The organism is Streptomyces sp. NPDC021356 (assembly GCF_040641015.1).
GTDB lineage: Bacteria > Actinomycetota > Actinomycetes > Streptomycetales > Streptomycetaceae > Streptomyces.
Map to the genome: position 1 here is coordinate 66,747 of NZ_JBFACU010000022.1, position 24,419 is coordinate 91,165.

19 protein-coding genes are annotated in these 24,419 nt (G+C 72.0%); 2 read left to right on the plus strand and 17 right to left on the minus strand.

Annotated elements, in window-relative coordinates:
• Positions 1-70 precede the first annotated feature (70 nt).
• The 7 genes from AB0G56_RS27115 to AB0G56_RS27145 form a co-directional block, all read right to left on the minus strand.
• Positions 71-1,069: a class I SAM-dependent methyltransferase gene (locus AB0G56_RS27115; RefSeq protein WP_360973683.1), complete on the minus strand. Its 999-nt coding sequence runs from the start codon at positions 1,067-1,069 to the stop codon at positions 71-73.
• Between the two features lie 125 nt (positions 1,070-1,194).
• A complete protein-coding gene (locus AB0G56_RS27120; protein ID WP_360973685.1) occupies positions 1,195-1,446 on the minus strand; it encodes a DUF6059 family protein in 252 nt (83 codons plus the stop codon).
• A 10-nt stretch (positions 1,447-1,456) separates the two neighbouring features.
• Positions 1,457-2,350 carry a prephenate dehydrogenase/arogenate dehydrogenase family protein gene (locus AB0G56_RS27125; RefSeq protein WP_360973687.1) on the minus strand — a complete coding sequence of 298 codons (894 nt, stop codon included), beginning with the start codon at positions 2,348-2,350 and terminating at the stop codon, positions 1,457-1,459.
• Positions 2,351-2,459: 109 nt separating this feature from the next.
• Positions 2,460-3,269, minus strand: a complete 810-nt coding sequence (locus tag AB0G56_RS27130) for a TIGR03084 family metal-binding protein (protein WP_360973689.1) — start codon at positions 3,267-3,269, stop codon at positions 2,460-2,462.
• A gap of 55 nt (positions 3,270-3,324) precedes the next feature.
• The gene (locus AB0G56_RS27135) at positions 3,325-4,365 is read right to left on the minus strand and encodes a carboxymuconolactone decarboxylase family protein (RefSeq protein WP_360973691.1); all 1,041 of its coding nucleotides are present in this window, start codon (positions 4,363-4,365) and stop codon (positions 3,325-3,327) included.
• 107 nt (positions 4,366-4,472) lie between these two features.
• Complete coding sequence (locus tag AB0G56_RS27140) at positions 4,473-6,140, minus strand: GMC family oxidoreductase (RefSeq protein WP_360973693.1); 1,668 nt, start codon at positions 6,138-6,140, stop codon at positions 4,473-4,475.
• Positions 6,137-6,715, minus strand: a complete 579-nt coding sequence (locus AB0G56_RS27145) for a DUF5987 family protein (RefSeq protein WP_360973695.1) — start codon at positions 6,713-6,715, stop codon at positions 6,137-6,139. The genes AB0G56_RS27140 and AB0G56_RS27145 overlap by 4 nt, the downstream gene beginning before the upstream one ends.
• A gap of 290 nt (positions 6,716-7,005) precedes the next feature.
• Between AB0G56_RS27145 and AB0G56_RS27150 the strand changes: the two genes are divergently transcribed.
• Together AB0G56_RS27150 and AB0G56_RS27155 are read left to right on the plus strand one after the other, a co-directional pair.
• The gene (locus AB0G56_RS27150; RefSeq protein ID WP_360973697.1) at positions 7,006-8,076 is read left to right on the plus strand and encodes a transcriptional regulator; all 1,071 of its coding nucleotides are present in this window, start codon (positions 7,006-7,008) and stop codon (positions 8,074-8,076) included.
• A gap of 20 nt (positions 8,077-8,096) precedes the next feature.
• Complete coding sequence (locus AB0G56_RS27155; protein ID WP_360973699.1) at positions 8,097-8,873, plus strand: AraC family transcriptional regulator; 777 nt, start codon at positions 8,097-8,099, stop codon at positions 8,871-8,873.
• Between the two features lie 80 nt (positions 8,874-8,953).
• Here the strand turns inward: AB0G56_RS27155 and AB0G56_RS27160 are convergent, their stop codons facing one another.
• The 10 genes from AB0G56_RS27160 to AB0G56_RS27205 form a co-directional block, all read right to left on the minus strand.
• Positions 8,954-10,303: a cytochrome P450 gene (locus AB0G56_RS27160; RefSeq protein ID WP_360973701.1), complete on the minus strand. Its 1,350-nt coding sequence runs from the start codon at positions 10,301-10,303 to the stop codon at positions 8,954-8,956.
• On the minus strand, positions 10,300-10,845 hold the full coding sequence (locus AB0G56_RS27165; RefSeq protein ID WP_360973703.1) for a flavin reductase family protein: 546 nt from the start codon (positions 10,843-10,845) through the stop codon (positions 10,300-10,302). The genes AB0G56_RS27160 and AB0G56_RS27165 overlap by 4 nt, the downstream gene beginning before the upstream one ends.
• On the minus strand, positions 10,842-11,300 hold the full coding sequence (locus AB0G56_RS27170; protein ID WP_360973705.1) for an acyl-CoA thioesterase: 459 nt from the start codon (positions 11,298-11,300) through the stop codon (positions 10,842-10,844). The genes AB0G56_RS27165 and AB0G56_RS27170 overlap by 4 nt, the downstream gene beginning before the upstream one ends.
• A 3-nt stretch (positions 11,301-11,303) precedes the next feature.
• Entirely contained in the window at positions 11,304-17,183 is a 5,880-nt protein-coding gene (locus AB0G56_RS27175) for a type I polyketide synthase (protein ID WP_360973707.1), read from the minus strand.
• Positions 17,180-18,307, minus strand: coding sequence for an enediyne biosynthesis protein (locus tag AB0G56_RS27180; RefSeq protein ID WP_360973709.1), 1,128 nt, complete (start codon positions 18,305-18,307; stop codon positions 17,180-17,182). Before AB0G56_RS27180 ends, AB0G56_RS27175 begins: the two co-directional genes overlap by 4 nt.
• 2 nt (positions 18,308-18,309) lie before the next feature.
• Positions 18,310-20,160 carry a CRTAC1 family protein gene (locus tag AB0G56_RS27185; protein ID WP_360973855.1) on the minus strand — a complete coding sequence of 617 codons (1,851 nt, stop codon included), beginning with the start codon at positions 20,158-20,160 and terminating at the stop codon, positions 18,310-18,312.
• A 56-nt stretch (positions 20,161-20,216) separates the two neighbouring features.
• Entirely contained in the window at positions 20,217-21,206 is a 990-nt protein-coding gene (locus AB0G56_RS27190; RefSeq protein ID WP_360973711.1) for a DUF1702 family protein, read from the minus strand.
• A gap of 89 nt (positions 21,207-21,295) precedes the next feature.
• Entirely contained in the window at positions 21,296-22,273 is a 978-nt protein-coding gene (locus AB0G56_RS27195; RefSeq protein ID WP_360973713.1) for a DUF1702 family protein, read from the minus strand.
• A 106-nt stretch (positions 22,274-22,379) separates the two neighbouring features.
• Complete coding sequence (locus AB0G56_RS27200; RefSeq protein WP_360973714.1) at positions 22,380-22,823, minus strand: helix-turn-helix domain-containing protein; 444 nt, start codon at positions 22,821-22,823, stop codon at positions 22,380-22,382.
• A gap of 73 nt (positions 22,824-22,896) precedes the next feature.
• On the minus strand, positions 22,897-24,102 hold the full coding sequence (locus tag AB0G56_RS27205; RefSeq protein WP_360973715.1) for a transposase: 1,206 nt from the start codon (positions 24,100-24,102) through the stop codon (positions 22,897-22,899).
• Positions 24,103-24,419: the final 317 nt, after the last annotated feature.

A 24,419-nucleotide genomic window follows, 5' to 3' on the forward strand; every position in this document is an offset into this window, starting at 1 on the left:
CCGGGCGGCGTGCGGGTCCCCGGGCGGGGCGTGGTGCGCCGTCCGCCCGGGGACCGGTGTGCCGTTCGGATCAGGCGAGTTCGAAGATGACCTCGCCGACGGTGATGTCGATGCGGTTGGTGCGCACCAGCTCCCAGCCGCCCTGCTCGAAGACCGACTCCCAGTCGTCGACGGTCGGCAGGAAGGTGCCCATCAGGTCGTGGCCGAGCTCGAAGCCGAGCGTGAAGACGGGCAGTTCGGTGTCGGGCAGCGCGGTGCGGGTGGCGTCGCCGATCAGCAGGCGCCGGGCCGCGGGGAAGACCTCGCGCAGCCGGCGCAGGGTGGCCACGCAGTTCTCCCGGGGCCAGAAGTCGTGGCCCATCATGAAGCAGGTGAGCAGTTCGATGCCGGCGTACTCGGGGCGGGGCTCGAGGCGCAGCACGTCGCCCTGCACGAACTCGGCGCGGTCGGCGAAGCCGGCCTCGGACGCCTCCTTCCGCGCCACGTCGAGGGAAGGCTGGGCGATGTCGACGCCGACACCCGTCGCACCCGGGTGGCGGTCGAGGATCTGCATCAGCCGTGCGCCGGAGCCGCAGCCGAGGTCGGCGACGCGGCTGAAGGGGAAGTCCACCCGGTCCATCGCGGCCCAGAAGGTGGGCGCGTAGGTGACCTGGTCGATCTCCCGGCAGGCGTAGGCGATGGCGGCGGCGTCCCGGTGGTAGTAGTCGCCGGTGCGGTTCTCGGTGCGCAGGACGGTGGGCATCTGCCGGAACAGCTCGGCGCTGCCCCGGGTGAGCCAGTGGAAGAACGACTTGTTGCGGTACATGTCGTCGAAGCCGTCGAGGGTGTGGACCACGGCGCCGTCGCGCCGGACGAGCCCGACCGAGGCGAGCGCGCGGAACAGTCCGGTGGTCGACAGCGGGTCGAGACCGGCCCGCCTGGCGAAGTCCGCGGTGTCCAGCGTCCGCGCGCGGTGCAGCTCGTCCAGGGCACCGACCTCCCAGGCGGCGGCGATCGCCCATGCCGCCACGGCGGAGTTGTAGATGGAGGCAATGCCGCGCGCGTTGCCCTGTGCGATGTCAACAGTCACTGCTCAGCACCTCGTCCTTGGGAGTGCGGGCGTCTGTCACCCTTCGTTCCATGCTTCAAGCGGGTGGCGGATGGGGCATCTTTGACGTTGCTGTCCGCCGGAGCGCCTCGGCGCCCCGGCGTCCGTCAGGCCGTCAGCTCCTTTTCCAGGGCGCGCTCCAGCGGGGTCAGGGGCAGGCCGGTGAGCCGCTCCGGGTGACCGGGCGCGGGTTCGTCCACCGGGCCGGGGACGTATGCGGGCGGCTCCGGCCCGATCCACACCCAGCCGAAGTCGGACAGGGACCAGTAGGCGGAGCGCAGCAGCCGCCGGGCCAGCCGCAGGGCTGCGGGCCCGCGGTCGGCAGCGGTGCGGGGGCAGGGCGTGGAGGAAGTGGTCACGGGCCGACCGTCACACCCGGTCTTCGGCCGGCGCATCTCGCAGGGTGCGCCGCTCGCCGGCCCGCTGCAGCGCGGCCTGTCCTCGCCGGCCCTCCTCCAGGGTGGGAGCGAGTTCCACGGGTGCGCTGGCGTCGCCCTCGCGCAGGATGGCGGCGGCCCGGGCGAGTTGTCCGGCGACCCGGTCGAGGACGTCGGCGACCGGCCCCGCGTTGTGGGCGAGGACGTCGCCCCACAGCCACGGGTCGCCGCCGGCGCTGCGCACCGCGTCGCGCAGCCCGTCACCGGCGAGCCCGAGGAACGCATCGGAGCTGTCGGCGAACCGGGTGGCGACGGCGGCGGCGATCAGATGCGGGCCGTGGGACAGTTCGGCGACGACCCGGTCGTGCACGTGGGGGGCCAGGTCGATCCGGTACGCCCCGCACACCGCGATCAGCGCGTCCACGGTCTCCAGCGCCCAGTCGGGCGTGGTCTCGTACGGGCACACCACCCAGGGCCGGCCGGCGAAGCGGACGGCCGCCGCGGTGCCCCGGGCGGGTGCGTCGGAGCCGGCCAGCGGATGTCCGGGCACGTATCCCTTGAGGTCGCAGCCGCGCAGCTCGGCCTCGGCGCAGACGATGTCCTTGGCGCCGGCCGTGTCGGTGTAGACGTGCCCGAGTCCCCTGCTCTGCGCGCTGTGCAGGACATCGGCGACGGCCGAGGGGGCGGTGGCGACGACGACGAGGTCGGCGGGGGGCTGTCCGGGCGTCCAGGCGGTGCCGGCGCCGAGGGAGACGGCCTGGTCCAGGGCGCCCGGGTCCTCGTCGATGAGCGTGACCCGGACGCCGGCGAGGCTGAGGACGTGGGCGAGGGAGGTGCCGGTGGTGCCGCAGCCGATGACGACGGCGGTGCGCAGGACGGCGGTCATGGGTGCTCCTTGCGGCGTGGCGCCTTCGCGCCGTGGCCGGTGGGCTGCGGGTGGCACGGGTGCGTGGGTGGGGGGCCAGGGTTGGGGGGAACCGCCGGGGACGAGCCGCTCAGTGGTCGCAGCCGGCGTGGGCGAACTGGCCCGGCTTGCGGCCCTCTCCGGCGGGGCCGCGGTAGGCCTGCGCGATGTCGAGCCAGCGGTCGGCCTCCGCGCCGGTGGCGACGAGGGCGAGGTCGTCGCGGTGGCGGCGGCGGGTGACCAGGAGGCAGAAGTCCTCGGCGGGTCCGGTGACCTTGTTCTCGGCGTCCTCGGGGCCGTACGCCCACACCTCGCCGTTCGGGGCCGTCACCTCGATGCGGAAGGGCTCGGCCGGCGGGGTCAGGCCGCGGGAGAGGTAGCCGAAGTCCCGTGTCAGGAAGGCGAAGAAGACCAGATGGCGCAGCCGTCCGGTGGCCTCGCGGCGTACGCCGAGGGCGTCGGCGATGTCCTGGCCGTGACCGAAGACCTCCATGATCCCGGCGGAGGCGAGGACGGTCGGCGGCAGCGGGTTGACCAGCCACGGCACGACCTGGTCCTCGGGGATGGCGGCGAGGGCGTCGACGGACCGGCGGCCGAGGGCGCGGAAGCGGCCCAGCAGCTCGGCGGGCGGGAAGGCGTTGAACCGGCGCAGGGCGGCGTCGACTGCGGCGTCGAAGTCGCGCGCGGCGCCGGCGGCGAGCTGGGCGAAGGCCTCGGGGTCGGAGGCCGCCGTGCCGGCCAGGTGGAAGATGAAGGTCAGGTGGGCGATCTGGTCGGCGACGGTCCAGCCGGTGGCGGGGGTCGGGGTGTGCCAGGCCTTGACGTCGAGGCCCTCGACGAGACGGGCGGTCTCTTCGATGTCGGTGGCGAGGTCCTTCACGACGTCGTTGAGCGTGTCCATGATCGTTTCTCCTTGGGAGGGTGGAAAAGGGGCCGGGGTGAGGGGGTGTCGCCGGTCAGCGGGCGGCGGACGATGCGCGGTGGACGGTTCCGCCGAGGCGGGCACCGGTCCGGACGGCGGCGGTGAGCGCCGCCCAGGAGGCGAGTTCCACCAGTTCCCGGTCTTCGGGGTGGACCGCGCGGAACGCGTCGATGTCCCCGTCGGTGATCTGGTGGGGGTTGAGGGCGATGAGGAGGGCGAGCCGGGCGGCGGGCAGCTGCCCGTCCGGCAGGGCGGCGGTGGCCCGGTCCAGCCAGGCGCGGCTCGGGCCGGGCACGGTCCCGTCGTGCACGGCGAGTTCGGCGTGCAGCAGGTCGCGCACGGCTTCGGGGATCCAGCGTTCCGCAGCGGCGTCGACGGACGCCACGGCCCGGGCGAGGGCGCCGGCGACGGCCGGGTTGGTCTTCGCCCAGTCGAGTCCGGCCGGCAGCGGGGCGGCGGGGAGCAGGGCGAGCGAGGCACCGGGAACCACGGTCCGGCCCCGGGTGGGGCGCAGGGCACGGGCGACCACCCGCATCGCCGGCCCGCGGCCCGCGGCGGGGGCCGCGGCGGGGACGGGAGAGTCGGGCAGGAAGAGCCGGACCATCCGGTTGAGGTAGTGGAAGGTGACGGCGGTGCCGAGGATCTCGGGGGCCTCCTGCGCGTCGAAGGGTGCCGGTGCCTGCCCGGCGGCCGGGCCGGTGTCCGCGCCGCGGGCCCACTTTGCGAGGGTTCCGTGGCGGTCGGCGGCGCCCAGGGTGGCGAGCGTGGCCTCGTGGACCTCGACGCAGTAGGGGCAGTCGTTGGCCTGGGAGACGGCGGTCGCGACGGCTTCCTTGGCGGCCCGGCCGACGCGGCCCTCGGCGAGGAGGGTCTCGCGCAGCAGCAGCCAGGCGGCTGCGAGCGTCTCGGGGGCCGGCGAGTGCAGCGCGAGGGGCGGGGCGACGATGCCGAACTCCCGCCGGGCCTGTGCGTAGACCTCGGCCACCGGGCCGCCGGCCGCGTCCTGCGGGACGGCCGTGATGTGCCGGATCTGCCGCAGAGAGCCCTTCAGCAGGATTCTTACGAGCGGTCGCACCGCCGCCTCCTGGTTCGGTTCGGATCGGGTTGTGTGAAGCAACCCACTGGACGTATGGATGGTTTTCTGAAGCAACTCACTGGGCCGCGAAAAGCCGTTCGGGAGGCTCACACCGTGGTCAGACGGCGCTGTTCCAACAGGGGCAGTACACCCGAGCGTCCGCTCTTGTGGCCGGTGGGGGCGGGGGCGCCGTAGGTGACGTCCACTCCCCTGGCCCGGGCGGCGGCCACGATGTGCGGCACGGCGCGTTCAGCGAGGGCGGCGATGGTCATCGCCGGGTTGACGGTCAGGGCGCAGGGGACGGCGGAGCCGTCGGTGACGAAGATGCCGGAGTGGCCGCGCAGTTCGTTGGTGTCGTCCAGGGCCGAGGTGTCCGGGTCGTCACCCATCCGGCAGGAGGCCAGCGGGTGGACGGTGTAGGCGCCGACGAGGTCGTTGGTCCAGGGCATCACCTTGGCGAGGCCGTCCTTCTCCAGGATCTCCTTCACCTCGGCGTCGGCCTGGTTCCAACCGTGCCACGTGTTCTTCGTCGGCTTGTACGACAGGTTGCCGCGGCCGAGCAGCTGCTGGGAGATGCGGTGGGAGTTGCCGGTGGCCGGCGGCGGTCCGAAGACCCCTTCGTTGTCGTCCTCGGTCATGGAGAAGATCGTCAGCCAGGACTTCCAGTTCTTCAGGATCTCCTTCTTCTCCTTGCCGAACCAGGTCGGACCGGTGGCGTCGGGAACCTGCGCGAGGATGGTGCCGAGGCCCGGCGGGAAGTAGAGCTGCTCCAGGGAGTAGCGGGAGTACTCCGGCAGTGAGCCGTCGAGCTTGTCCCAGCTGGCCACGGTCGGGCCCTTGCCGATCGCGTTGGCGCCGTAGGGGAGTTCGCCCTCGCCGCGGCTCAGGCCGAGGATCTCGGCGACCTTGTCCTCGTTGAGGACGGCCGTGTTGAGGCGCTCGCCGTTGCCGGAGAAGTAGCGGCCGACCGCGTGCGGCATCGTGCCGAGGTGGGCCTCGCTTCGCTGCAGGATGACCGGAGTGGCGCCGGCGCCCGCCGCCAGTACGACGATCTTCGCCTCGATGACGCCGGAGCCGGCCTGCAGGCGGTAGTCCTCGTCGTGAACGATGTTGTAGTGGACCCGGTAGCCGCCGTCGGCGGTGCGCTCCAGGTGCTGCACCTCGTGCAGGGGGCGGATCTCCGCGCCGTGGGCGAGGGCGGCGGGCAGGTAGTTGACGGTGAGGGACTGCTTCGCCCCGAAACGGCAGCCGGCCATCATGAAGTTGCAGTTGACGCACTTGGCGTTGTCGACGGCCGCTGCGAGCGGGTTGGCGGTGCGTCCGGCGTGGTCGCAGGCCGCCGCCCACAGGCCGCCCGAGTAGGAGGCCTCGTTCCAGTCGGGGTCGCTGACCGACAGGGACTCGTCGATCCGGTCGTACCAGGGGTCGAGGGTGTCACGGCTGACGGCCTCGGGCCACATCCGGCGGCCGATGCTGCCGTGCCGGTCGAAGACGAACCGGGGGGCCCGCGGCATGGCCGCGAAGTAGACGACGCTGCCGCCGCCGACGCAGTTGCCGCCGAGCACGCTCATGCCGTCGCCGACGACGAAGTCGAAGATGCGGGTGTAGGAGGAGCCGAGCTTGTAGTCGTGCTCGAACTCGCGGTTCTTCAGCCAGGGCCCGCGCTCCAGGACGGTGACCTTGGCACCGCCGGCGGCCAGGTGGTAGGCGGTGATGGCGCCACCGAAGCCACTGCCCACGACCAGGACGTCGGTCTTCTCGATCGCGTTGCTCATGCGGGGCTCCCGGTGGGTGTGGTGTCTGGGTGGGGTTCGGCCAGCTGTCTGCCGTAGCCGGAACTCTTGAAGCGCCACAGTCCGTCGGCGTCCGGCCGGGTGATGCCCATGGCCGTCAGACCCGGGTGACCGTCCGCGAGAGCCTCGGCGGTGTGCAGGTGGGCCGCGGAGTCGAAGGCCATGTTGCAGAAGAGGGAGAGCAGGACCCAGAAGTCCTTCTCCGGGTGGCCGGGTGTGGTCAGTTCCTGGATGAGGCGGACCCGGTCGTCGTAGTCGAGACCGACGAAGGGCGGCACGTCCGGGTCGAGGGCGATGCCGGCCTTCTCCGCGTAGTCGCGGGCGTGGCCGTTGACCCGGTCGGCCAGGTCCTCCAGACCGTCGTGGATTCCGGTGGCGTCCCAGCGGAGCAGGTCGATGGCTCCGCAGACGACGGCGCCGCCACCGGTGCTGACTCCGGCGATCGCCCGGTCACCGGGCCACCGCTTCTCGCCCGGGACGATGGTGTCCGCGTAGGCCTCGAGGGTGAGGGTGGTGTCGGGCCCGATGTCGACCCTGCGCTCGGGGGTTCTTCTCACTGCAGGCAACGGGGCCTCCGGTCAGGTCATTTGGATTTCCTGGTGGCGTTGAGAAAAAGCTAGAAGTGCTGAGTCTTTTCAAACAACCAACCAGGAGGGTGTTCGCCCGAACACCGGCCCCATGCCCGATCCGCCAAAGTCGCGCTGTCCCCGCCGGCGGACCCTCAAAAAAAACAGGTCGTTCATTATGCTCTCTCCGGATGCGTTGTTCTCCGTGACGTCCGGGCCCTCTCGAGCGGTTCGAGGGAATCCGGGAACGCCTCGATCTCGCCGAGGGGGGAAGGGGAGAGGTGAACAGCAACGACAGATCTCTGACGCTGCCCGCCAACTTCACTCACCGGGTGCGGATCGAGGCACTTCTGCCGGCGGATTCGCCCCGCTTGAACGGCGTCGACGACGGCCATGTGCGCCGCCTCGCCGACATCTACACCGCGCTGCCCCCCATTCTCGTCCACCGCGCGACCATGCGGGTGGTCGACGGAATGCACCGGGTCGCCGCCGCCGCCGCGAACGGGCTCACCTCCGTGGAGGTGCAGTACTTCGACGGCCCGGACGAAGAAGCGTTTCTGCGGTCGGTGACGGCCAATGTCGCGCACGGCCTGCCGCTGTCCGTGGCGGACCGCAAGGCGGCCGCCGAACGCATACTGCGCTCCCATCGCGACCTCTCGGACCGGGCCGTCGCCGCCTACACCGGACTCGACGCGAAGACGGTCGCGACACTCCGTCCGTGTTCGACCGTGGATTCTCCTCAGTCGAACATCCGGATCGGCACCGACGGCCGCACCCACCCGCTCGACCGCACGGCCGAGCGGATCCGGGCCGCCGAACTCATGACCCGCAGACCCGATCTGCCGCTGCGGGCGATCGTCAAGGAGACCGGACTGTCACTGGGCACAGCCCACGACGTGCGCCAGCGTCTGCTGCGCGGCGAAGCCCCGGTGCCCACGGGCCGCCGGACGCCGGCCCGGCGCGAGCCCGCCGCCGCGGAGGACCACCCCGCGCCCAGCGCCAAACGCGCCACCGGCACCGGCGCCCCGGCCGAGAGTGCCTCCGCCGGCTCGAACCGCACCCGCGGATCGCTGGAGACCCTGCGGCGGCTCGCCGGCGACCCGTCCTTGCGGCACTCCGAGTCCGGGCGCCAGTTCCTGCGCTGGCTGCACACCCACTTCATGGTCGACGAGGCCTGGCGCCAACAGGCCGACGCGGTCCCCGCGCACTGCACGGGCACCGTCGCGGAACTGGCCCTTCAGTGCGCGGGCGCCTGGAAGCGGTTCGCCGAGGACCTCGACCGGCGACGGCTGACCCACATGACGCCCGCTCCAGCACGGCACGCCGCCCCCGAATCTCGGCAGGGAGCATGACGCACAGACAGGGAGAAACGGTGACCACCACCGCCATCGAAGCCGCCGTCCTTCGAGTCATCGACGAAATGCATGCGAATCTCGGCCAGGAACTCACGATCGACGACATGGCCCGCACCGCCATGTTCAGCAAGTTCCACTTCACCCGGGTGTTCCGGGATGTGACCGGCACGTCTCCCGGACGTTTTCTCTCCGCCCTGCGTCTGCAGGAGGCGAAACGCCTGCTCCTCCAGACGGATTTCAGCGTCGCCGACATCAGCAGCCAGGTCGGATACAGCAGTGTCGGCACTTTCAGTTCCCGATTCAAGTCCTGCGTAGGCGTATCGCCGAGCATGTTCCGGGAATCAGACGGATTCACTGCGGAAATCGGAACCGGGGAACAGGGCGAACGGGCGGCCGAGCACTCTCACGGCACGCTGCGCGGGCGGGTGCACCTTCCCCAGGACCGCGCGGCCGGCCACTGCTTCGTGGGCCTGTTCCCCACGCCCGTCCCACAGGGACGGCCGGTGCGCTGCGCCGTCCTGGACGGTCCCGGCTCCTTCGAGCTGCGCGATGTCCCGGACGGAACCTGGCACGTGCTGGTTCACTCCGTGCCCTACGGCTACGAGCACATGCCGTCCGGCACCGGTGACCGTGACGTCGTCTCCGTGGGCAGCTACGGACCGGTGACCGCGCACGAGGACACCCTGCTGATGCCGGCCGAGATCGTCCTGCGCCCGCTGGACGCCCTGGACCCGCCGGTGCTGATGGCGCTGCTCGACCTGCGCGCCGACGCGCTGGAGCGCATCGCCGGCTGACCACCGGGGAACCGGCGAAGGGGCAGGCACGGAGATTTCCGTGCCTGCCCCTTCGCGCGTGGACCACGCGGTGACCTTCCTCAGTCCGCCGGCCGGATCGTCATCGGCAGTCCGCCCCGCATCCGCAGGGACATCATCGGCTCCGGGACGCCCTGATGCCCGGGCACCGCGGCCAGGTCGAGGTCCCGGCTGACGAGCGCGGTGACGAACACCGCCTCCATCATCCCCAGGTTGCTGCCCACGCAGAAGCGCGGCCCGGCCCCGAAGGGGATGTAGGCGTAGCGGTGCCGGTGGGCGACGCGCGCGGGGTCGAACCGGCCCGGGTCGAACCGCTCGGGGTCCTCCCACAGGTCCGGATGGCGGTGCAGGGTGTACGGACACACCAGGACGTCGGCCTTGGCCGGCACGTCGAACCCGCCGACCCGGTCGGGTCCCTGGGCGACGCGCGGCAGGATCCACACCGGCGGATACAGCCGCATGGCCTCCTGCACGACCTGCGTGGTGTACGTCAGCTTGTGCAGGTCCTCGGCGTCGGGCAGCCGGCCGCCGGCCAGCACACCCCGTGCCTCCTCGCGCACCAGGTCCCGTACGTGCGGATGCCGGGCGAGCAGCAGCAGGGTCCAGCCGAGCGTGCTGGCCGTGGTCTCGTGGCCGGCCAGCAGCAGCGTGACCAGTTCCTCCTGCAGCAGCCGGCGGCCGAGGGCGGCGTCCTCACGCTCGCGGGCGGCGAGGATCATCCGGGCGAACGCGTCGTCGGCGCCTTCCCCGTCGGTGAGGCGGGCGCTGCGGTCGGCGACCAGTTCGTCGACGATCCGGGTGAGTTCCCGGCGGGCCCGGCGGAACCGGCGCTGGGTGCCGAGCGGCACCCAGGTCGGCACCAGCCCCTGGCTGACCATGTCGAACATGGCCTGGTCCTGGACGGCCTCGAAGGCGTGCGCGATACCGCCGTGCGCGTCGAGGGTGGTGTCCATGAGGGTGCGGCCGAGCACCCCGAGAGTGAGCCCGGTGACCTCGTTCAGGATGTCGACGGGCGTGTCCCCGGCGCGCCGGCGCAGCAGTTCCACCAGCCGCGCGGACTCCTCGGCGACGGCTCCGGCCTGGGCGGCGATCCGCCCGGGCCTGAACGCGGGCTGCACATTGCGGCGCTGGGCGCGCCACAGCTCGCCCTCACTGGTGAGCAGACCGTCGCCGAGCACCTTGCGGGACTCCACCAGGCCGATGCCCTTGTGGTAGTTGCCGGCGTTGTCGGCCAGCACATGCTTGGCGTAGTCCGGCCGGTTGAAGATATAGAGCTTCTTCGGCCCCATGGAGACACGGACGGCGTCGGAGAGAGCGGCCGCGTCCCGCATCATGCCGAGCCGGTCCACCGCGAGCTTGCGCAGCAGGCCGGGCAGCCGCCACACGGGCGGTCCGGGCGGGTGGACACTCATGTGCGCTCCCCTTCCGCGGCCTCGGCCAGCCGCCGGAAGCGGCCGTGGTGGAAGACCAGCGGCTCGCGGTCCGGCAGGGCGTCCAGGGCGAGCACCCGGCCGAGGTGGACGGTGTGGTCGCCGCCGTCGTACGTCCGCCACCGGGCGCACTCGAAGTGAGCGGCCGCGCCGGCGATCAGCGGGGCGCCACCGGCCGGCCCGGGCAGCCAGTCCACGGCGTCGAACTGGGCGGCGCCCGCGGGCCGGGAAGGGTCGGCGAAGTGCCGGGCGACGTCCTCCTGGCCCGAGCCGAGGACCGACACCGCGAAGGTCTCGGCCCCGGCGAGGACCCGGTTCATGACGGCGTCGTTGCCGACGCACAGCAGCACCAGGGCCGGATCCAGGGACACCGAGGTGAAGGAGTTGGCGGTCATGCCGCGCGGGCCGGGCCCGCCGACGGTCACGACCGTCACCCCGGTGGCGAAGGAACCGAAGGCCCGCCGCAGCCACGCGGGATCGCCGGTGACAGCGTCCCGCGGCGGTGCGGCGGCCAGGGTGCTCATGCCGCTCGCCCCGTGAGCGCCCGGCCCTGGACGGCGTACGGTTCGAGGGCGTGGGCCAGTGCCTCGGGGATGAGCGAGGGCACCGTGTTGGTGTTCGGGCCGCGCATGCACGCGATCCGCTGGCGCCCGCGGGCGACCAGGACTTCCGCACCATCGGTCACCTTGACGTAGTCGAAGGTGAACTCCAGCTGGGTCTGGCCGAGTTCGGCCAGTCGCATCCGGATGGACAGCTCGTCGAAGGCGGTGATCTCGGCGAAGAACTCGCAGTCCACCTTCAGCGTGAACAGCTTCAGGTCGTCCTGGACGTCGGCCAGCACCGCCGGTGCCCTCTGATGCAGGAACAGCTCGCGGCACCGGCCCTGCCAGCGCAGGTAGTTCACGTAGTACACATTGCCGACGAGGTTGGTCTCCTCGAAGCCGACCGTGTGCCGGTACTCGAAGTAGTCGTCCGCCATGGTCTAGGCCCTCCCTTCGGTGAGTTGCGGCTCGTGCGTGAGGAACGCGAAGACGGCCGGCTCCAGAGCGTCGCGCAGCGCGGTGACGAACGTGGCGATCCGCAGGTCGCCGACGGCGAAGACCACCCAGGCGTCCTTGCGGCGCGGCAGCACCGTCAGCGGCGCGCCGGCCATGATGCCCGCCTTGCGCAGGCACTCCACCGCACCCCACACACGCGTGGCGGCGGTGTCCGGCGCCTCGCCCGTCTCCCGGGCGACCAGTTCGGCGACGGCCGCGTGTTCCCCGAGCAGTCCACTCCACTCGTCGGCCGACCGCATGCTGACCGCCTCGATGTCGCAGGCGACCTCGGTGTCGGCGACGGCGCTGAGGGTGACCCCCAGACCGTGTGCCGCCGACATCGACATGTGCCGGTCCTGCTCCAGTTCCGGTCGCCCGTCCGGGCGGTGGCGGACCGCGGCCGGGCTGCCCAGGGCCCGTGCCGCCGCGTCGGCGGTGAAGCCGCGGCGCTGCGCGACGGAGCCGGCGGGTGTGTCCCCGTGCGGCTCGACGGCGACGGCGACACGGCTGCCGACGACGTCCTCCAGGGCACGCTCCAGGTACGGGCCGAGCAGCGGGGCGACCCACGGGCCACTGCCGTCGGTCTTGCGCACGGCGTGCAGGGTCAGGCCGTCCCAGCGTTCGACGACGGTGCCGTGTTCGTCGCGGACCGCGATGTCGTACACATAGGTGTCGCCGTCGTGGCTGCGTTCGACGGCGGTGTACCGCAGCCGGTCCGGTACGTGGCCGCCGGAGCCGAGCGCGTGGATCCGCTCCACGCCGGACGGCAGCAGGGTGGCGTCCGGGACGCACACCTGGTTGCCGTGCATGAGCGCGTCGCGCATGCCGGGGTCGGCGAGCAGCAGTTCACCGGGCAGGAAGCCGGCGAACCAGCCCTCGGGCCGCTGCTGCACGGCGACCTCGGCGTCCACGTGCCGGGCGGCGGCCCGGTGGAAGCGGCGCAGCCGCTGGAAGCGGGCGCCCTGGAACAGGACGCTGCCGTACAGGTCGGCGGCCGGGTCCAGTGGGACGACCGGGGTGTCCTCGGGAACCTGCAGCGGCGGCCCGGCCAGTGCAGCGGTGTCGGTGAACAGCAGCCGGGCGCGGAAGTGCTCGGCGACGAAGCCGGTGTCCTCGGCGTGGATGGCGACGTCGACGGCGTCGGGGCCGGTGACGGTCGCCGCTATCCGGATCCGGGTGCTGCCGCTGGGCGGTACGACGATGGGCCGCAGGAACTTCGCGCCCTCGATGACCGGGGCGCCGGTGTGTCCGGTGACCGCGGAGGCGACCTGGGTCATGGCCTCCATGCCGATGACGGCGGGAAGCAGCAGGTTGCCGTCGAGCAGGTGGTCGGACAGGTAGGGGTCGGTGCCGGCGTTCAGCTCGACCTCGGTGACCAGCTCGACGCCGTGGTAGCGCACGAGCGGGTTGCCGGTGAAGCGCAGTATCGGCAGGGCCGGCAGGTCGCGGCGGACGGTGTCGATGCCCTCGGTGCGGCCGCTGATGACGGTGACGACGGGTGCGTCCGGGTCCTCGACGAGGCGCAGCAGGATCTCCACGCCCTGGTCCGGGGAGACGGGGGTGATGCCCTCGCGGGAGAGGGTCTCGACGACGGAGAGCTTCTCGCCCATGCCGACGCCGGACCACACCGACCATTCCATGCAGCGGGCGCGCAGCCCCGGGTGGGTGCGGGCGACCTCCTCGGTGAGGTCGGCCAGCCACTCGTTGGCGGTGGCGTAGTGGGCCTCTCCGCGCAGACCGGCCCGGCCGATGATGCTGCCGAAGGTGACCAGCAGCTTCAGGGCGCCGGCGCCCACCGCGTCGAGGACGGTGCGCAGTCCGTCGACCTTCGGGGCGAAGGTCCGCTCGAAGTCCTGCGGGGCGAGCCGGGCCAGAGCGTTCGGCTCGTTGCGCCCGGCGCCGTGCAGCAGGCCGGTGATCGCGCCCAGCTCGCCGGTCAGTTCGGCGACGGCCGCGCCGACCTGCTCGGCGTCGGTGACGTCGGCGCGGGCGTAGTGCACCCGCACGCCGTCGGCGCGCATCCGCTCCAGGTTGTCGGCGAGTTCGCGGTCCTCGGCCGGGTCGGACCGGCCCAGGACGGCCAGCTTGGCACCGGTCCGCTGGGCCACGGCCAGCGCGCACTCGGCGGAGATGCCCTTGCCGCCGCCGGTCACCAGCAGGACGTCGGAGGCGTCCAGCGGGGACTCGGTGCGCTGCGCCGCCACGGGCAGTGCCCGCAAGGTCGGCACCCGGCGCGTACCGGCGTCGTCGTAGTGGACCTCGGCGAACCGGGTGGTCGCCGCGACCTCGGCCACCACGCGTTCCACCACGTCCGGCACCACCGGGGTGTGGACGACCGTGGTCCGCAGGTGCGGGGCCTCCTGGTACAGGGTCTTGACCAGACCGGCGGCGCCGCGCCCGTCCTGGACGAGGACGAAGCGCCGTGCGCGGTCGCCGGCGAGCGCGCTGTGCGCGGCGGCCAGCACCCGCTCCACCTCCTGGCGCCCGCAGCCCCTGGCCAGCACGGCGAGGACGCCGGCGCCGACGCCGGCGCCCGCGAGTTCCCGGCGCAGTTGCTCGGCGTAGGGGTGGCCGGCGGTGGCGAACAGTTCCCAGTCGCCGTCGGTGCCGTCGGCGGCCGGGTGCGGCCGCGCGACCTCGTCGAGGTCCACGGCGAAGGGGCGGGCCCAGGGGGCCGCGCCCGCGACGACCGGGGCACCGCAGAGCGCGGCGCCGCCGTTGCCGACCAGGGTGTCCAGCGCCTCGGCCAGTTCGGCCAGTGTGGCGGTGGCGAAGTTCGTCGGCACCTGTGCGGCAGCGATGCCGAGGCGGGATGCCGCCTGGTTGACGATCTGGCCGACGGTGATCGAACTCATGTGCAGGTCGTCCAGGAGCCGGCTGCCGGGGTCGACGAGTTCGGCGGGCAGTTCGGCACGCTCGGCGACGAGGGCGCGCAGTACCTCGAGCGCGTCGGCGCCGCCGTCGGCCGTCTCCTCGCCGGCCGGGGCGGCCGTGGCAACCGGTGCCGGTCCCGTGTTCGCGGCCTGCGCTGCCGGAGGGGCGGAGGCGGCGGCAGCGGCGGAGGCCTCGGGAGCCGGGCGGCGCACGGCCGCCGGTATCCCCTCGCGCGGCGCCTGCTCGCAGGGGCTGGCGAAGAAGGAGAACTCCTGCCCGACCTCCAGGGGCCGGATGAGCCGGTCCTCGAAGAGCCGCTCCAGGGCGACGGGCGCTCCGGCGACGAACGCGGCCGCGGCGACGGCCAGGACGCCGCGCAGCGACTCGTCGTCGGTGTCGAGGGCGACGGCGGGTACACCGGTGGCGGCCTCGGCGAGGCCGGTGAGGACCCGTCCGGGGCCGACCTCGACGAACAGGTCGACGTCCCGGGCGGCCTCGCGCACCGCTTGCGTGAAGCGGACGGGGCCGGTGATCTGCTCGGTGAGCAGCGCGGCCAGGTCCGTCTGCCGGGTCAGCTCCTCGCCGGTGACGGTGGAGACGACCCGCGCGGCCGGGGTGCCCAGGCGTGCGGTGGCCAGCCAGTCGCCGAAGGCCGCGGCGGAGCCGGCGACGAGCGGCGAGTGGAAGGCGTGCGAGACCTTGAGGGGGATGCAGGTGACATGGGCGCGCTCGGCGCGGCGCCGCACCTCCTCGATGTCCGCGGGCGAACCGGCGACGACGGTCTGCTCCGGGCCGTTGTACCCGGAGATGACGGCGTCGAGGCCGGCGAGGAGTTCCCCGGCCCGCTCGGGTGTGGTGCCCAGCGAGGCCATCGTGCCCGGATCGCCGTGCTGGGCCATGGCCCGGCCGCGTACCCGCGCCGCTTCGAGGAGCGTCTCCGCGTCGAAGGCCTGTGCCCAGTACAGGGCGGACAGTTCGCCGAGGCTGTGGCCGACGGCGACGCACGCTTCCAGGCACAGGGCGTCCAGGACGCGCAGGCCCGCGGCGGAGCCGGTGGCGATGCGCGGCTGGGCCACGTCGGTGGCGACCATGTCGCCGGTGGTGGGCAGTGCCGCCTTCGCGAAGACCTCGGCGGCCTCGGGGAAGCGGCGGCTCAGCGCCCCTCCGCCGGCGCCGTGACCGGAGCCCTGGCCCGGGAAGAGGAAGCCGATCCGGGCGCGTTTGCCGGCCCGGCCGAGGAAGCCACGGCCGTCGGCGGCGGCGTACGACGTCTTACCCGTCTCCAGGAGGCCGGCGAGGTGGGTCAGGCGGCGTTCGGCGTCCTCGGGGGAGGAGGCGACGACGGCCGCGCGGTGCGGCAGGCCGCGCAGTTCGCGCTGGAGCGTGGCGGCGAGGTCGGCGACCTGTCCGTAGGAGACCCGGCTCACGAAGGCCGCGACCTCGGTGAGCCGGGCGCGCAGCGCCGCCGGCGACTCCCCGTCCAGGACGAGGAGTTCGCAGTCCTGCGGGGCGTGCGCGAGGGCGGCGGAGCGCCGGCTGCGGGCCGTGCGCCGCCGGCCGGCGGGTTCGTCGAGGACGATGTGGGTGTTGATGCCGCCGAAGCCCATGGCGGTGACGCCGGCCCGGCGCGGTGCGCCATCGGGCCACGCCTCGGCCTTGCGCAGGGCCTTGAGGTTGGTGTTGTCGTCGGCGAGCAGTTCGTGCGGGTCGACGGTGCCGATGGCCGGCGGCAGGGTCTGGTGGTCGACGGCCATGGCCGCCTTGATCAGACCGGCGATGCCGGCGGCGGCCTTGGTGTGCCCGATCATGCCCTTGATGGAGGTGATGGCGGCGGGCGGTGCGTCGGGGTCGGCCTCGCGGCGGGCACCCATGAGGGCGGTCAGCTCGGTGGCGTCGCCGACGGCGGTGCCGGTGCCGTGGCCCTCGAAGAGCCCGACGGTCTCGATGCCGAACCCGGCGCGCTCGTAGGCCCGTTCGAGGGCCAGCTGGTATCCGCCGACCTCGGGGCGGGTGATGCCGCCCTGGCCGTCGGAGGACACGCCCCAGCCCGCGACGGTCGCGTAGATGCGGTGGCCCGAGGCGAGGGCGTCCTCCTCCCGCATCAGGACGATCATGCCGCAGCCCTCGCCCGGCCAGAAGCCGTTGGAGCCGCGGTCGTACAGGCGCATCTCGCCCTTGGCCAGCGCTCCGGTCTTGGCGAAGCCGATGATCTCGAAGGGATCGATCGACAGGTCCACGCCGCCGACGACGGCGACGTCGATGTCGCCGCCGGCCAGCGCGGTGCCCGCGGAGGTGACCGCCAGCAGCGAGGAGGAGCAGGCGCCGTCGACGGTGTAGCCGCCGCCGCCCAGATCGAAGTGGTTGCAGATCCGGCCGGCGATGGTGTTGGCGAGTCCTCCGGCGAGGGTGTCCTCGTCGATGGCGGGGAACGGCTCCTTGTAGGCGGCCTCGACGTCGTCGAGGAAATGCGTGATGCGGTCCTCGTCCCAGTCCTGTTCGCCCTGGAGGGCGGCGGCCATCACCCGCCGTACGTACGGCCAGCGCAGCCGCATGACGTTGGCGCGGGCGAACTCGCCGGTCAGGGTGTTGCCGACGATGACGCCGGTGCGCCTGCGGGGCAGGCCCTCCCCGGCCGGGAACCCGGCGTCGGCGAGGGCGCGTCCGGCGGTGTCCAGGGCGAGCCAGTGGGTCAGGTCGGTCGAGCGGAAGGTGCTGCCCGCGATGCGGTGGGCGATCCGGTCGAACGCGTAGCCCTCGATGACCGCGGCGTTGCGGGCGTAGAAGGTGTCGGGGGTGGCCGGGTCCGCGTCCCAGTAGTCGTCCAGGTTCATCCGGACGTCGGGCAGGCGGCGGAACGCACGCCGTCCGGCGACGGCGTTGTCCCACAGTTCCTTCGGGTTGGTTGCGTCGGGATAGCGGCAGGCCATGCCGACGATGGCGATTCTGGTCATGCGACCACCGGTGTCTTCAGGATGTCGGCCTCGGCGTTCGCCCGGGCGGGGCAGGAGCAGGCGCCCTGCGGGCACGTGCACGCCGCGGCTTCGGCGCTTTCCGGGGCGGGGCAGGAGCAGGCGCCTTCCGGGCAGCCGCACGCGGCGGCGTCGGCCGCCGGGGCGGCGTCCTTGCGGGCGGCGTGGGCCTGTTCGACGGACTGGGTGACGGCGGCGAGGGCGAGGGCCTCCTCGGCCCGCTTGCGCGCCACGATGTCGGCGGTCCACAGGAAGGCGCCGCGGACGGCGCAGGTGAGCGCGGTGGCGAAGAACAGGCCGTAGGCGATGCCCAGCGCGGTCACCACGCCGTAGAGGGTGGCGACACCGCCGCCGAAGGCGATCTGGCCCCACTTGGAGGAGGGGGACGTACCCGGGTCCGTGATCATGTAGTTCGTGAAGAGCACGAACGCCACGCCGGTCATCATGGCGAGGCCCGCCGGGATGGAGGTGCCGAACAGCAGGCCGCGGACGACCGCCTGGAGGGCGAAGCCGCCGACCCAGGCGAAGATCAGCCACATCCGCTCGGTGAGCTTGGCGTTCAGCATCGTGCCGAGCGTGAGGATGATGGCGGGCACGAGCCAGTCGAAGCCGCCGTAGAGGTATTCGGTGAACTGGTACGGCGGCGCGATCGACGCCCACGGGAAGAGCACCAGGATGACGGCGATGCCGAAGTTCGACGGGTTCATGAAATGCCGCATGCGGCCCTTCACCGGGGCGCGCAGCACCCATTTGGTGCCGACGGCGACGACGACGCCGAACACCATGACCCACACGACGTCGTTGACGTACAGCAGCATGTTCACCGCGAGACCGGTGATGTGCGCCGGGTAGAGGAACTCGGCCACGCCGCGCGGTCCGTTGCCCCGGAAGCGTGGCGTGCGGCCCTCGACGCGGGCGCCGAGGATCTCCAGGACGAACTCGAGCGAGTAGGCGGTCGCCAGGGCTACCAGCGGCCAGGTCCAGGGCTGTTCGAATCCCAGCAGGGTGTACCCGAAGACGTTCAGTACGGAGATGGAGACCGCGAACCGGAACAGGGCCGTGACGGCCTTCGGATTATGGCGTGGTGCGTTGGTCTGGGGGGACATGGTCACTTCTCCTTGGCCAGGTCGCCGAGTTCGATGCTGTGCCGGCCCGGCTTCAGCGTCAGTTCCTGCTCGTGGACGACACCGCCTCGGTCGCGCCAGGTGATCTGGGTGGGCAGCGGGCCCGTGATCCCCTTGCCGAGGCCGATGTGGATGTCGGTGCTGCGCTTGCCGGAGTGGCCGCCGCCGCCGTCGACGCGGTCGATCCGCTTGGTGCCGTCGGGCAGCCGGACGCAGACCTCCGCGCCCACGACGGCGCCGCCGCCGGGGTGGGTCAGCGTCAGGCCCAGGTAGGCGCCGGTGTCCCGGCTGACGTTGTGGTAGAAGACCGGATCGCCCCACTGGCGGGCCACCGCCATGTCCAGGCGGCCGTCGCCGTCGGTGTCGGCGGTGGCGATGCCTCGGGTGGGAATCGGCTCGCCGATGCCGAGGGCCACGGAGAGGTTGACGTACTTGCCGTTCGAGGCGTCCTTGACGTAGAAGCGCATGCGCTGGTTGCCGGCCAGGTCGTCACCCTGACGGACGTTGGGCCACCACTGCGGGTTGGGCACGAGCGAGTCGTTGGCGGTGGCGAGTTCCTGCAGCTGGGGCCAGCGGTTGGTCTTGCCCTTGACGAAGCCGTTGGCCTGGGCGATCTCCAGGTCGCCGTTGTTGTCGAAGTCGCCCATCTTCACGTCCCAGCCCCAGCCGGACCAGGCGAGGCCCAGGCCGGAGGACTTGTCCTTGAACGGCGCTTGGCCCTTCTGGAAGCTCTTGCGCAGGTCCGCCTTGCTCTTGGCCTGGTCGACGAAGGCGAAGTTCGACTCCTGGATACCGAACGACGTCGTGATGTTGCTGACGAACATGTCGTACATACCGTCGTGGTCGAGGTCGCCGAAGTCGACGCCCATGCCCTTGAACGAGCTGCGGCCCAGTTGCTTGGACTTGGGCACGGTGCCGTTGTGCACGGCCTTGACCTCGGCGAACTTGATCGTGCCCGGCTTGGACTTGTTGTAGAGCAGCGCGGAGGTGCCGAAGTCGTGGGCGAGGAACAGCTCCGGCAGGTGGTCGCCGTCCAGGTCGGCGGCGGAGGCGCCGAGTGTCCAGCCGTGGTTGAGGCTCTGCGGGATGGCGTCGTCGACCTTCTCGTAGCCGTCCTTCGTCCAGCGGAAGAAGTGGCCACCGCCGCCGTTGGTGGCGTGCGACAGCGAGGCGTTCATGGTGACGTCGCCGTCCTTGGACGGGTCCAGGACGGGGCTGTCGGGGAAGTAGTTGCCGATGTAGATGTCGTCGTGGCCGTCACCGTCGAAGTCGGCGACGGCGGCGGCGTTGGAGTTCCACAGGGGGCCGGTGTACTTCGCGCCGGACTTGCCGGGCAGCAGCTCGGTCGGCCGGAAGGAACGGGCCGTCAGCGGCTGACCCTTCTGGCCCTGGTTCAGGAAGATGACCGGCGTGCGGCCCCAGTAGTAGACGAGGAGGTCCGTCTTGCCGTCCTCGTTGTAGTCGCCGGGCACACAGCCCATCGGCGCCATCGTGGTGCTGGTGCCCAGCGGCGCCGGGTTCAGCGCGAACGGCGGGTACGGGTCCTTCCGTGTCGGTGCCGGGCTGACGAAGGCCTGGTCGGTGCGTGGGTCGACGACGCACAGGTCATTGGGCAGGCCGTCCCCGTCCAGATCGTTCACGGCGATACCGGCACCGACCGAGGATATCCAGGCATCAATGTGCTTGAACGCCTTGTTGACTCGCCGGACCTCCTGCTTCTTGAACCCCGCGGGCTCGGCGATGGACATCGGCTCGAACGAGAAACTCTTTGCCAGTTTGTTGACGTCGGCGGCCGAGGCATGAGGCAGTCGGACGCCGTAGAACGTGCCGACCATCAGGGCCAAGGCGACAATTCCCGGCGAATTTCGGCGAACCCAGTTTTTTGCGACCGTCACTGGTCAGCACCTTTCGAAACGAGCGACGAGGAAGCGAGGTGCGCGGCGATGTCGTGGCGCCAGGCCTCGTAGGCCGGGAACGGGCCGGGAGTCTCGGGCGACCGGGGCCGGGTGTCGCGGCACACCTGCGCGGCACCGTCGGCCGTCGTACGGCACACGACGCGGGCCGCGAGGTGGGTGTGGTCGATGACGGTGCCGGCCTTGACGCGGGCCTCGGTGGCGAACGCGGCCCCCTGGGCGAGCGCCCAGCGGTGCTCGCCGGCGCCGTGGACGAAGTGCGCGAGTTCGTCCTCGCTGACGCCCCCGGCGTAGGCACAGGCGAGGCCGGCGCCCGCGTAGAGGTCGGCGTGGCGGTGCTCGGGGTAGGCGCGGATCAGGTCGGTGACGACGTCCGGGTCGGTGCCGCCGACGAACCACAGGGCGCGGCCGATGCCCTGGTCGATGGCGTTGGCCGTGTAGTGGTTGTGACCGCCGCGCCAGCGGAAGGGGTGCTGGACGCTGGGGGTGCGCACGTAGGCGTCCGTCTTGAAGTACGCCTGGTGGAATCCGTAGCCGTCCAGGGCCAGCCAGCGCAGCAGCGGATCGGTGGAGCGGATGTCGGGCCACAGCGCCTTGGGCAGGCGGGCCATCGCCCAGCCGATGCCGACGTAGATCATGTAGTCGTGGTGACGGCCCCGGCCGGCCAGCAGTCCCTGGAGCCGGCCGCCGTGTCCGGGCAGCGAGTCGTACACCGCCGCGCCCATGCCGGCGCCCTCGTAGGCGAAGCCGCGCATGTCCCGAGGGACGGTCTCCAGCAGTTCCTCGGCTTCGGCGGGCGAGCCCGCCTCCACCGCACAGGCGTATCCCTTGAGGAACGTCTCACCGATGTACTCGAGGCGTTGCTTTGCTTCCGCGTTCTTCACATGGAAACCACGCACCTCCATGGTTGTCTCGGAAACAGGAGGTGTGAGCAATCGACGCCGGAAAGCGCCAAAGAAACTGGACACAGCAGTTAACCGCCCCTCTCGAATCCCTTGAATCCCCAGCGAATCGAATGTAGTCAGGGGCCTCGGAGGGGCGTCTACTTCAGATGTGCTCAAACAACGGCGCTGCTCAGTTGCCGGCGCACATTGCGGCGCCAGACCTCGTAGGCCGGTCCGGTGCCGTCCTCTGGAGCGGCGGCCGCGCAGTCGTCGGCGAGGCGCGCGACGGCCGGGACGGTGCGCCCGGTGAACGCGTGCACCGCGATGCTGCTGTGCTCGGGGACGTACCCTGCGTGGTGGCGGGCCTTGGCGGCGAACACCGCGCCCTGGGCGAGGTGCTCAGCGAGGTCGCCCGCTTCTTCGTGCAGCGCGCGCAGGCCGGCCTCCGTGGTGCCGCCGGCGAAGGTGGCGGCGAGGCCGACGCCGCTCCACAGGTCGGCGCGGCGGTCACCGGCGAACGCCCGTACGGCCGCGGACACGTTGTCCACGTGCCCGCCGTGGATGAACCACAGCGCGCGTCCGACGCCCTGGTCGAAGGCGCGCTGCCAGTAGGAGGGGGCGCCACCCCAGGCATAGGGGGCGTCCAGGCGCTGCCCGTCCACCCAGGTGCCGGTGTCGAAGTACGCGCGGTCGAAGCCGTAGCCGTCGACGCACAGCCAGCTCATCGCCGGGTACAGGTCGGGCTCGTCCAGGTCCGGGACGAGCTTCTTCCACAGCGGCCTGGGCAGTTTGGCCATGGCGAAGCCGATGCCGATGTAGTTGAGGAACACGTGCGGCCTGCCGCCGCCTCGCATCAGGTCGGCGGTGCGGTGGCCCTTCGGGCCGACCGTGTCGCGGATCGCGCAGGCCATGGTGGCGCCCTCGTAGGCGAAGCCCCGGTTGAGCGGGTCGACGAGTGCCAGCCGGCGCTCGGTGGTGGCGGTGTCCCGGTCCTCGATGCCCCATTCGAAGCCGGTCACCACCGCCTGCGGTACTGCTTCCAACTGACGTGTGAGTTCGGTGGCTTCGACGTGGAATCCTCGCCGCGCGAAGCCGACCTCGTCCAGGGACGGAGCCATGATGAGCCTGCGCAGCGCTCCCAGTGCCGGCACGGGCGCCTCCTCGTAAGCGCCGCTCCCTTACCGGCGGCGGGGCTGTCATGGTCGTCGACCCCGTTGCCGGGAGGCATCTTCGCCCGTGCGCTGTGCGCCGGCGCGGTCAGCGGATGCGGCGGACGTCCACCTCTTCGTCGTGCACGGCCCGTCCGCAGTGCGAGCAGCAGAGCGCGACCTCGAGGGTGCCCTCGCAGCCGAGGTGGTCGGCGCGCCTCGGCGGGCCCAGTTCCTGCGGCAGGTTGCGGTCGCCCCACTGCATCAGGGCGACGACCGACCGGGTCAGGTCCCGGCCCGCAGGGGTGAGCCGGTACTCGTGGCGTACCGGCTTGTCCTGGTAGGGCACCCGTTCCATGATGCCGTGCTCGACCAGCCGGTTCAGCCGCGAGGAGAGCACGTTGCGTGCGATGTCCAGGTGGGAGAGGAACCCGTCGAAGCGCGTGGTGCCGAGGAGCGCCGAGCGGATGATCAGCAGGGTCCAGCGCTCGCCGATCACCTCCAGGGAGCGGGCGAGACTGCAGTCCTGTCCCTCGTACATGTGTCTCAGCATGCGATCACTTTAGGCAGGGTGGGTTGTGTGAAGGCACTCGACTTGGCGAAGCCGTCACGGTCGGCCGGGATGTTCAGGCTGCCATGAGCACGCGCTGTCCGCCGCCGGTGGGATGCTGGTCGAAGCTGCTGTAGGCGTACGCGGCGGACACCAGCGTCATGTGGTGGTGCCAGCCGGGGTAGGAGCGCCCCTCGAAGTCGAGCATGCCGAAGCCGTCCGACATGGCGCGCACGGACCCCTCCGCCTGCGCGAGCGTCCGCGTCAGGGCCAGGACCGACTCCATGCGGGCGTGGGTGAGGCTGGTCAGCCACAGTTGAACGGGGCGCCGACCGCCCTCCGGACGGACGGCGAAGAGGCGGTACACGCGGTCGATGCGCTCGCCGCCGTGTCCCGGTCTGGGCAGCCGTACGAAGGCGGACATGACGGTGGTGTGCCGGCCGCGCCCGTCCCACGGGGCCACGCTCTCCATACGGGTGAGGGTGCCCGCGTCGAACTCGAACAGACTGCGGGCCGCGAGCACCAGGCCCTGCCCGTCCTCGCCGTGCGGGCTCTGCATCCGCAGGCGCCGGCCGACGGCGACCTGGAGACGGTCCGGGACGGCGACGACGAAGTCCCGCCCGCGCATCGCGAGGCCGCGGATCAGGGAGGTCGCGTAGGTCCCGCCGTCGGGCTCCAGGTCGGCGACCACCGGCAGAGGCGCGGTACGGCTGTTGCCGGCGAGGGTGTCGACGAGGTCGAGGGTGTGCTGCTCGACGGAGCGGGGCCCCACTTCGGCCGGGATCCGGGTGCGGAGGCGGCGCTCGTGGTCCCTCACCCAGGAACCGGGAAGCAGCAGGCGCCAGTCGACCGGCACGGCCCGGTCGTAGGACGACAGGAACATGCCGACGCCGACCTGGCAGGTCACCGAGCGGCCGGTGGAGGCCAGGAAGCGGCGGTGCACACCACAGGAGTGCTCGCCGCGCTTGCGCAGCATGGCCGCGCTGATCACGCAGGCGCGCGGAGCGACGCGCTGCTCGACCCAGCGAGTCAGCTCCGCCCGGACCGGCATCCAGTCCCAGGGACTGGCGCTGACGAACTGGTGCAGTGACTGCGAGGCGGCGGGCGACGCGGCGACGGCCGCGGCCAGACGCCGGACCGACTTCTTGCCCGGGGTGACGAGCAGGCCCTGCACGTAGGCTTGCGCCCAGCGCCGCTGGTCGCTGCGCGGCAGGCACTCGAAGACGCTCTCCGCGAAGGCCGGGAGCGAGGCCTGTGGGCTCATCAATGCGTGCGTGACCATGGCAAGTTCCCTTCCTGACGTCGGCCGGCGACTGCTGGCCACGCTAAAATAATAGCGAACGCCCTCTTTTTTTCGCGACTAAGGAGAGTTGCCGGATGCACTTCGCCAAGTCGGCCCTCGCCGGGCCTTGCGACACGGTCGACTCGCCGGCACCGCGGCAGCGCCCGCTCCTTGGTCACAGCGTTCTCGGCAGTGGCTCTCACCTGCGCAGCAGTCCACGCGGCGGCTGCGGACGCCATCTCGCACTGCTTGGGCAACTCCGGGTTGCCGGGACGTGCGGGTTGGCGCAAAGGTGGTGGTCCGAGCCGATCTTCGCC

Bases quoted from the DNA above. Each gene is read 5' to 3' on its own strand.
- AB0G56_RS27125 (WP_360973687.1), bottom strand. From the start codon at position 2,350: ATGACCGCCGTCCTGCGCACCGCCGTCGTCATCGGCTGCGGCACCACC.
- AB0G56_RS27130 (WP_360973689.1), bottom strand. From the start codon at position 3,269: ATGGACACGCTCAACGACGTCGTGAAGGACCTCGCCACCGACATCGAA.
- AB0G56_RS27140 (WP_360973693.1), bottom strand. From the start codon at position 6,140: ATGAGCAACGCGATCGAGAAGACCGACGTCCTGGTCGTGGGCAGTGGC.
- AB0G56_RS27160 (WP_360973701.1), bottom strand. From the start codon at position 10,303: ATGAGTGTCCACCCGCCCGGACCGCCCGTGTGGCGGCTGCCCGGCCTG.
- AB0G56_RS27165 (WP_360973703.1), bottom strand. From the start codon at position 10,845: ATGAGCACCCTGGCCGCCGCACCGCCGCGGGACGCTGTCACCGGCGAT.
- AB0G56_RS27170 (WP_360973705.1), bottom strand. From the start codon at position 11,300: ATGGCGGACGACTACTTCGAGTACCGGCACACGGTCGGCTTCGAGGAG.
- AB0G56_RS27175 (WP_360973707.1), bottom strand. From the start codon at position 17,183: ATGACCAGAATCGCCATCGTCGGCATGGCCTGCCGCTATCCCGACGCA.
- AB0G56_RS27180 (WP_360973709.1), bottom strand. From the start codon at position 18,307: ATGTCCCCCCAGACCAACGCACCACGCCATAATCCGAAGGCCGTCACG.
- AB0G56_RS27185 (WP_360973855.1), bottom strand. From the start codon at position 20,160: ATGGTCGGCACGTTCTACGGCGTCCGACTGCCTCATGCCTCGGCCGCC.
- AB0G56_RS27200 (WP_360973714.1), bottom strand. From the start codon at position 22,823: ATGCTGAGACACATGTACGAGGGACAGGACTGCAGTCTCGCCCGCTCC.
- AB0G56_RS27205 (WP_360973715.1), bottom strand. From the start codon at position 24,102: ATGGTCACGCACGCATTGATGAGCCCACAGGCCTCGCTCCCGGCCTTC.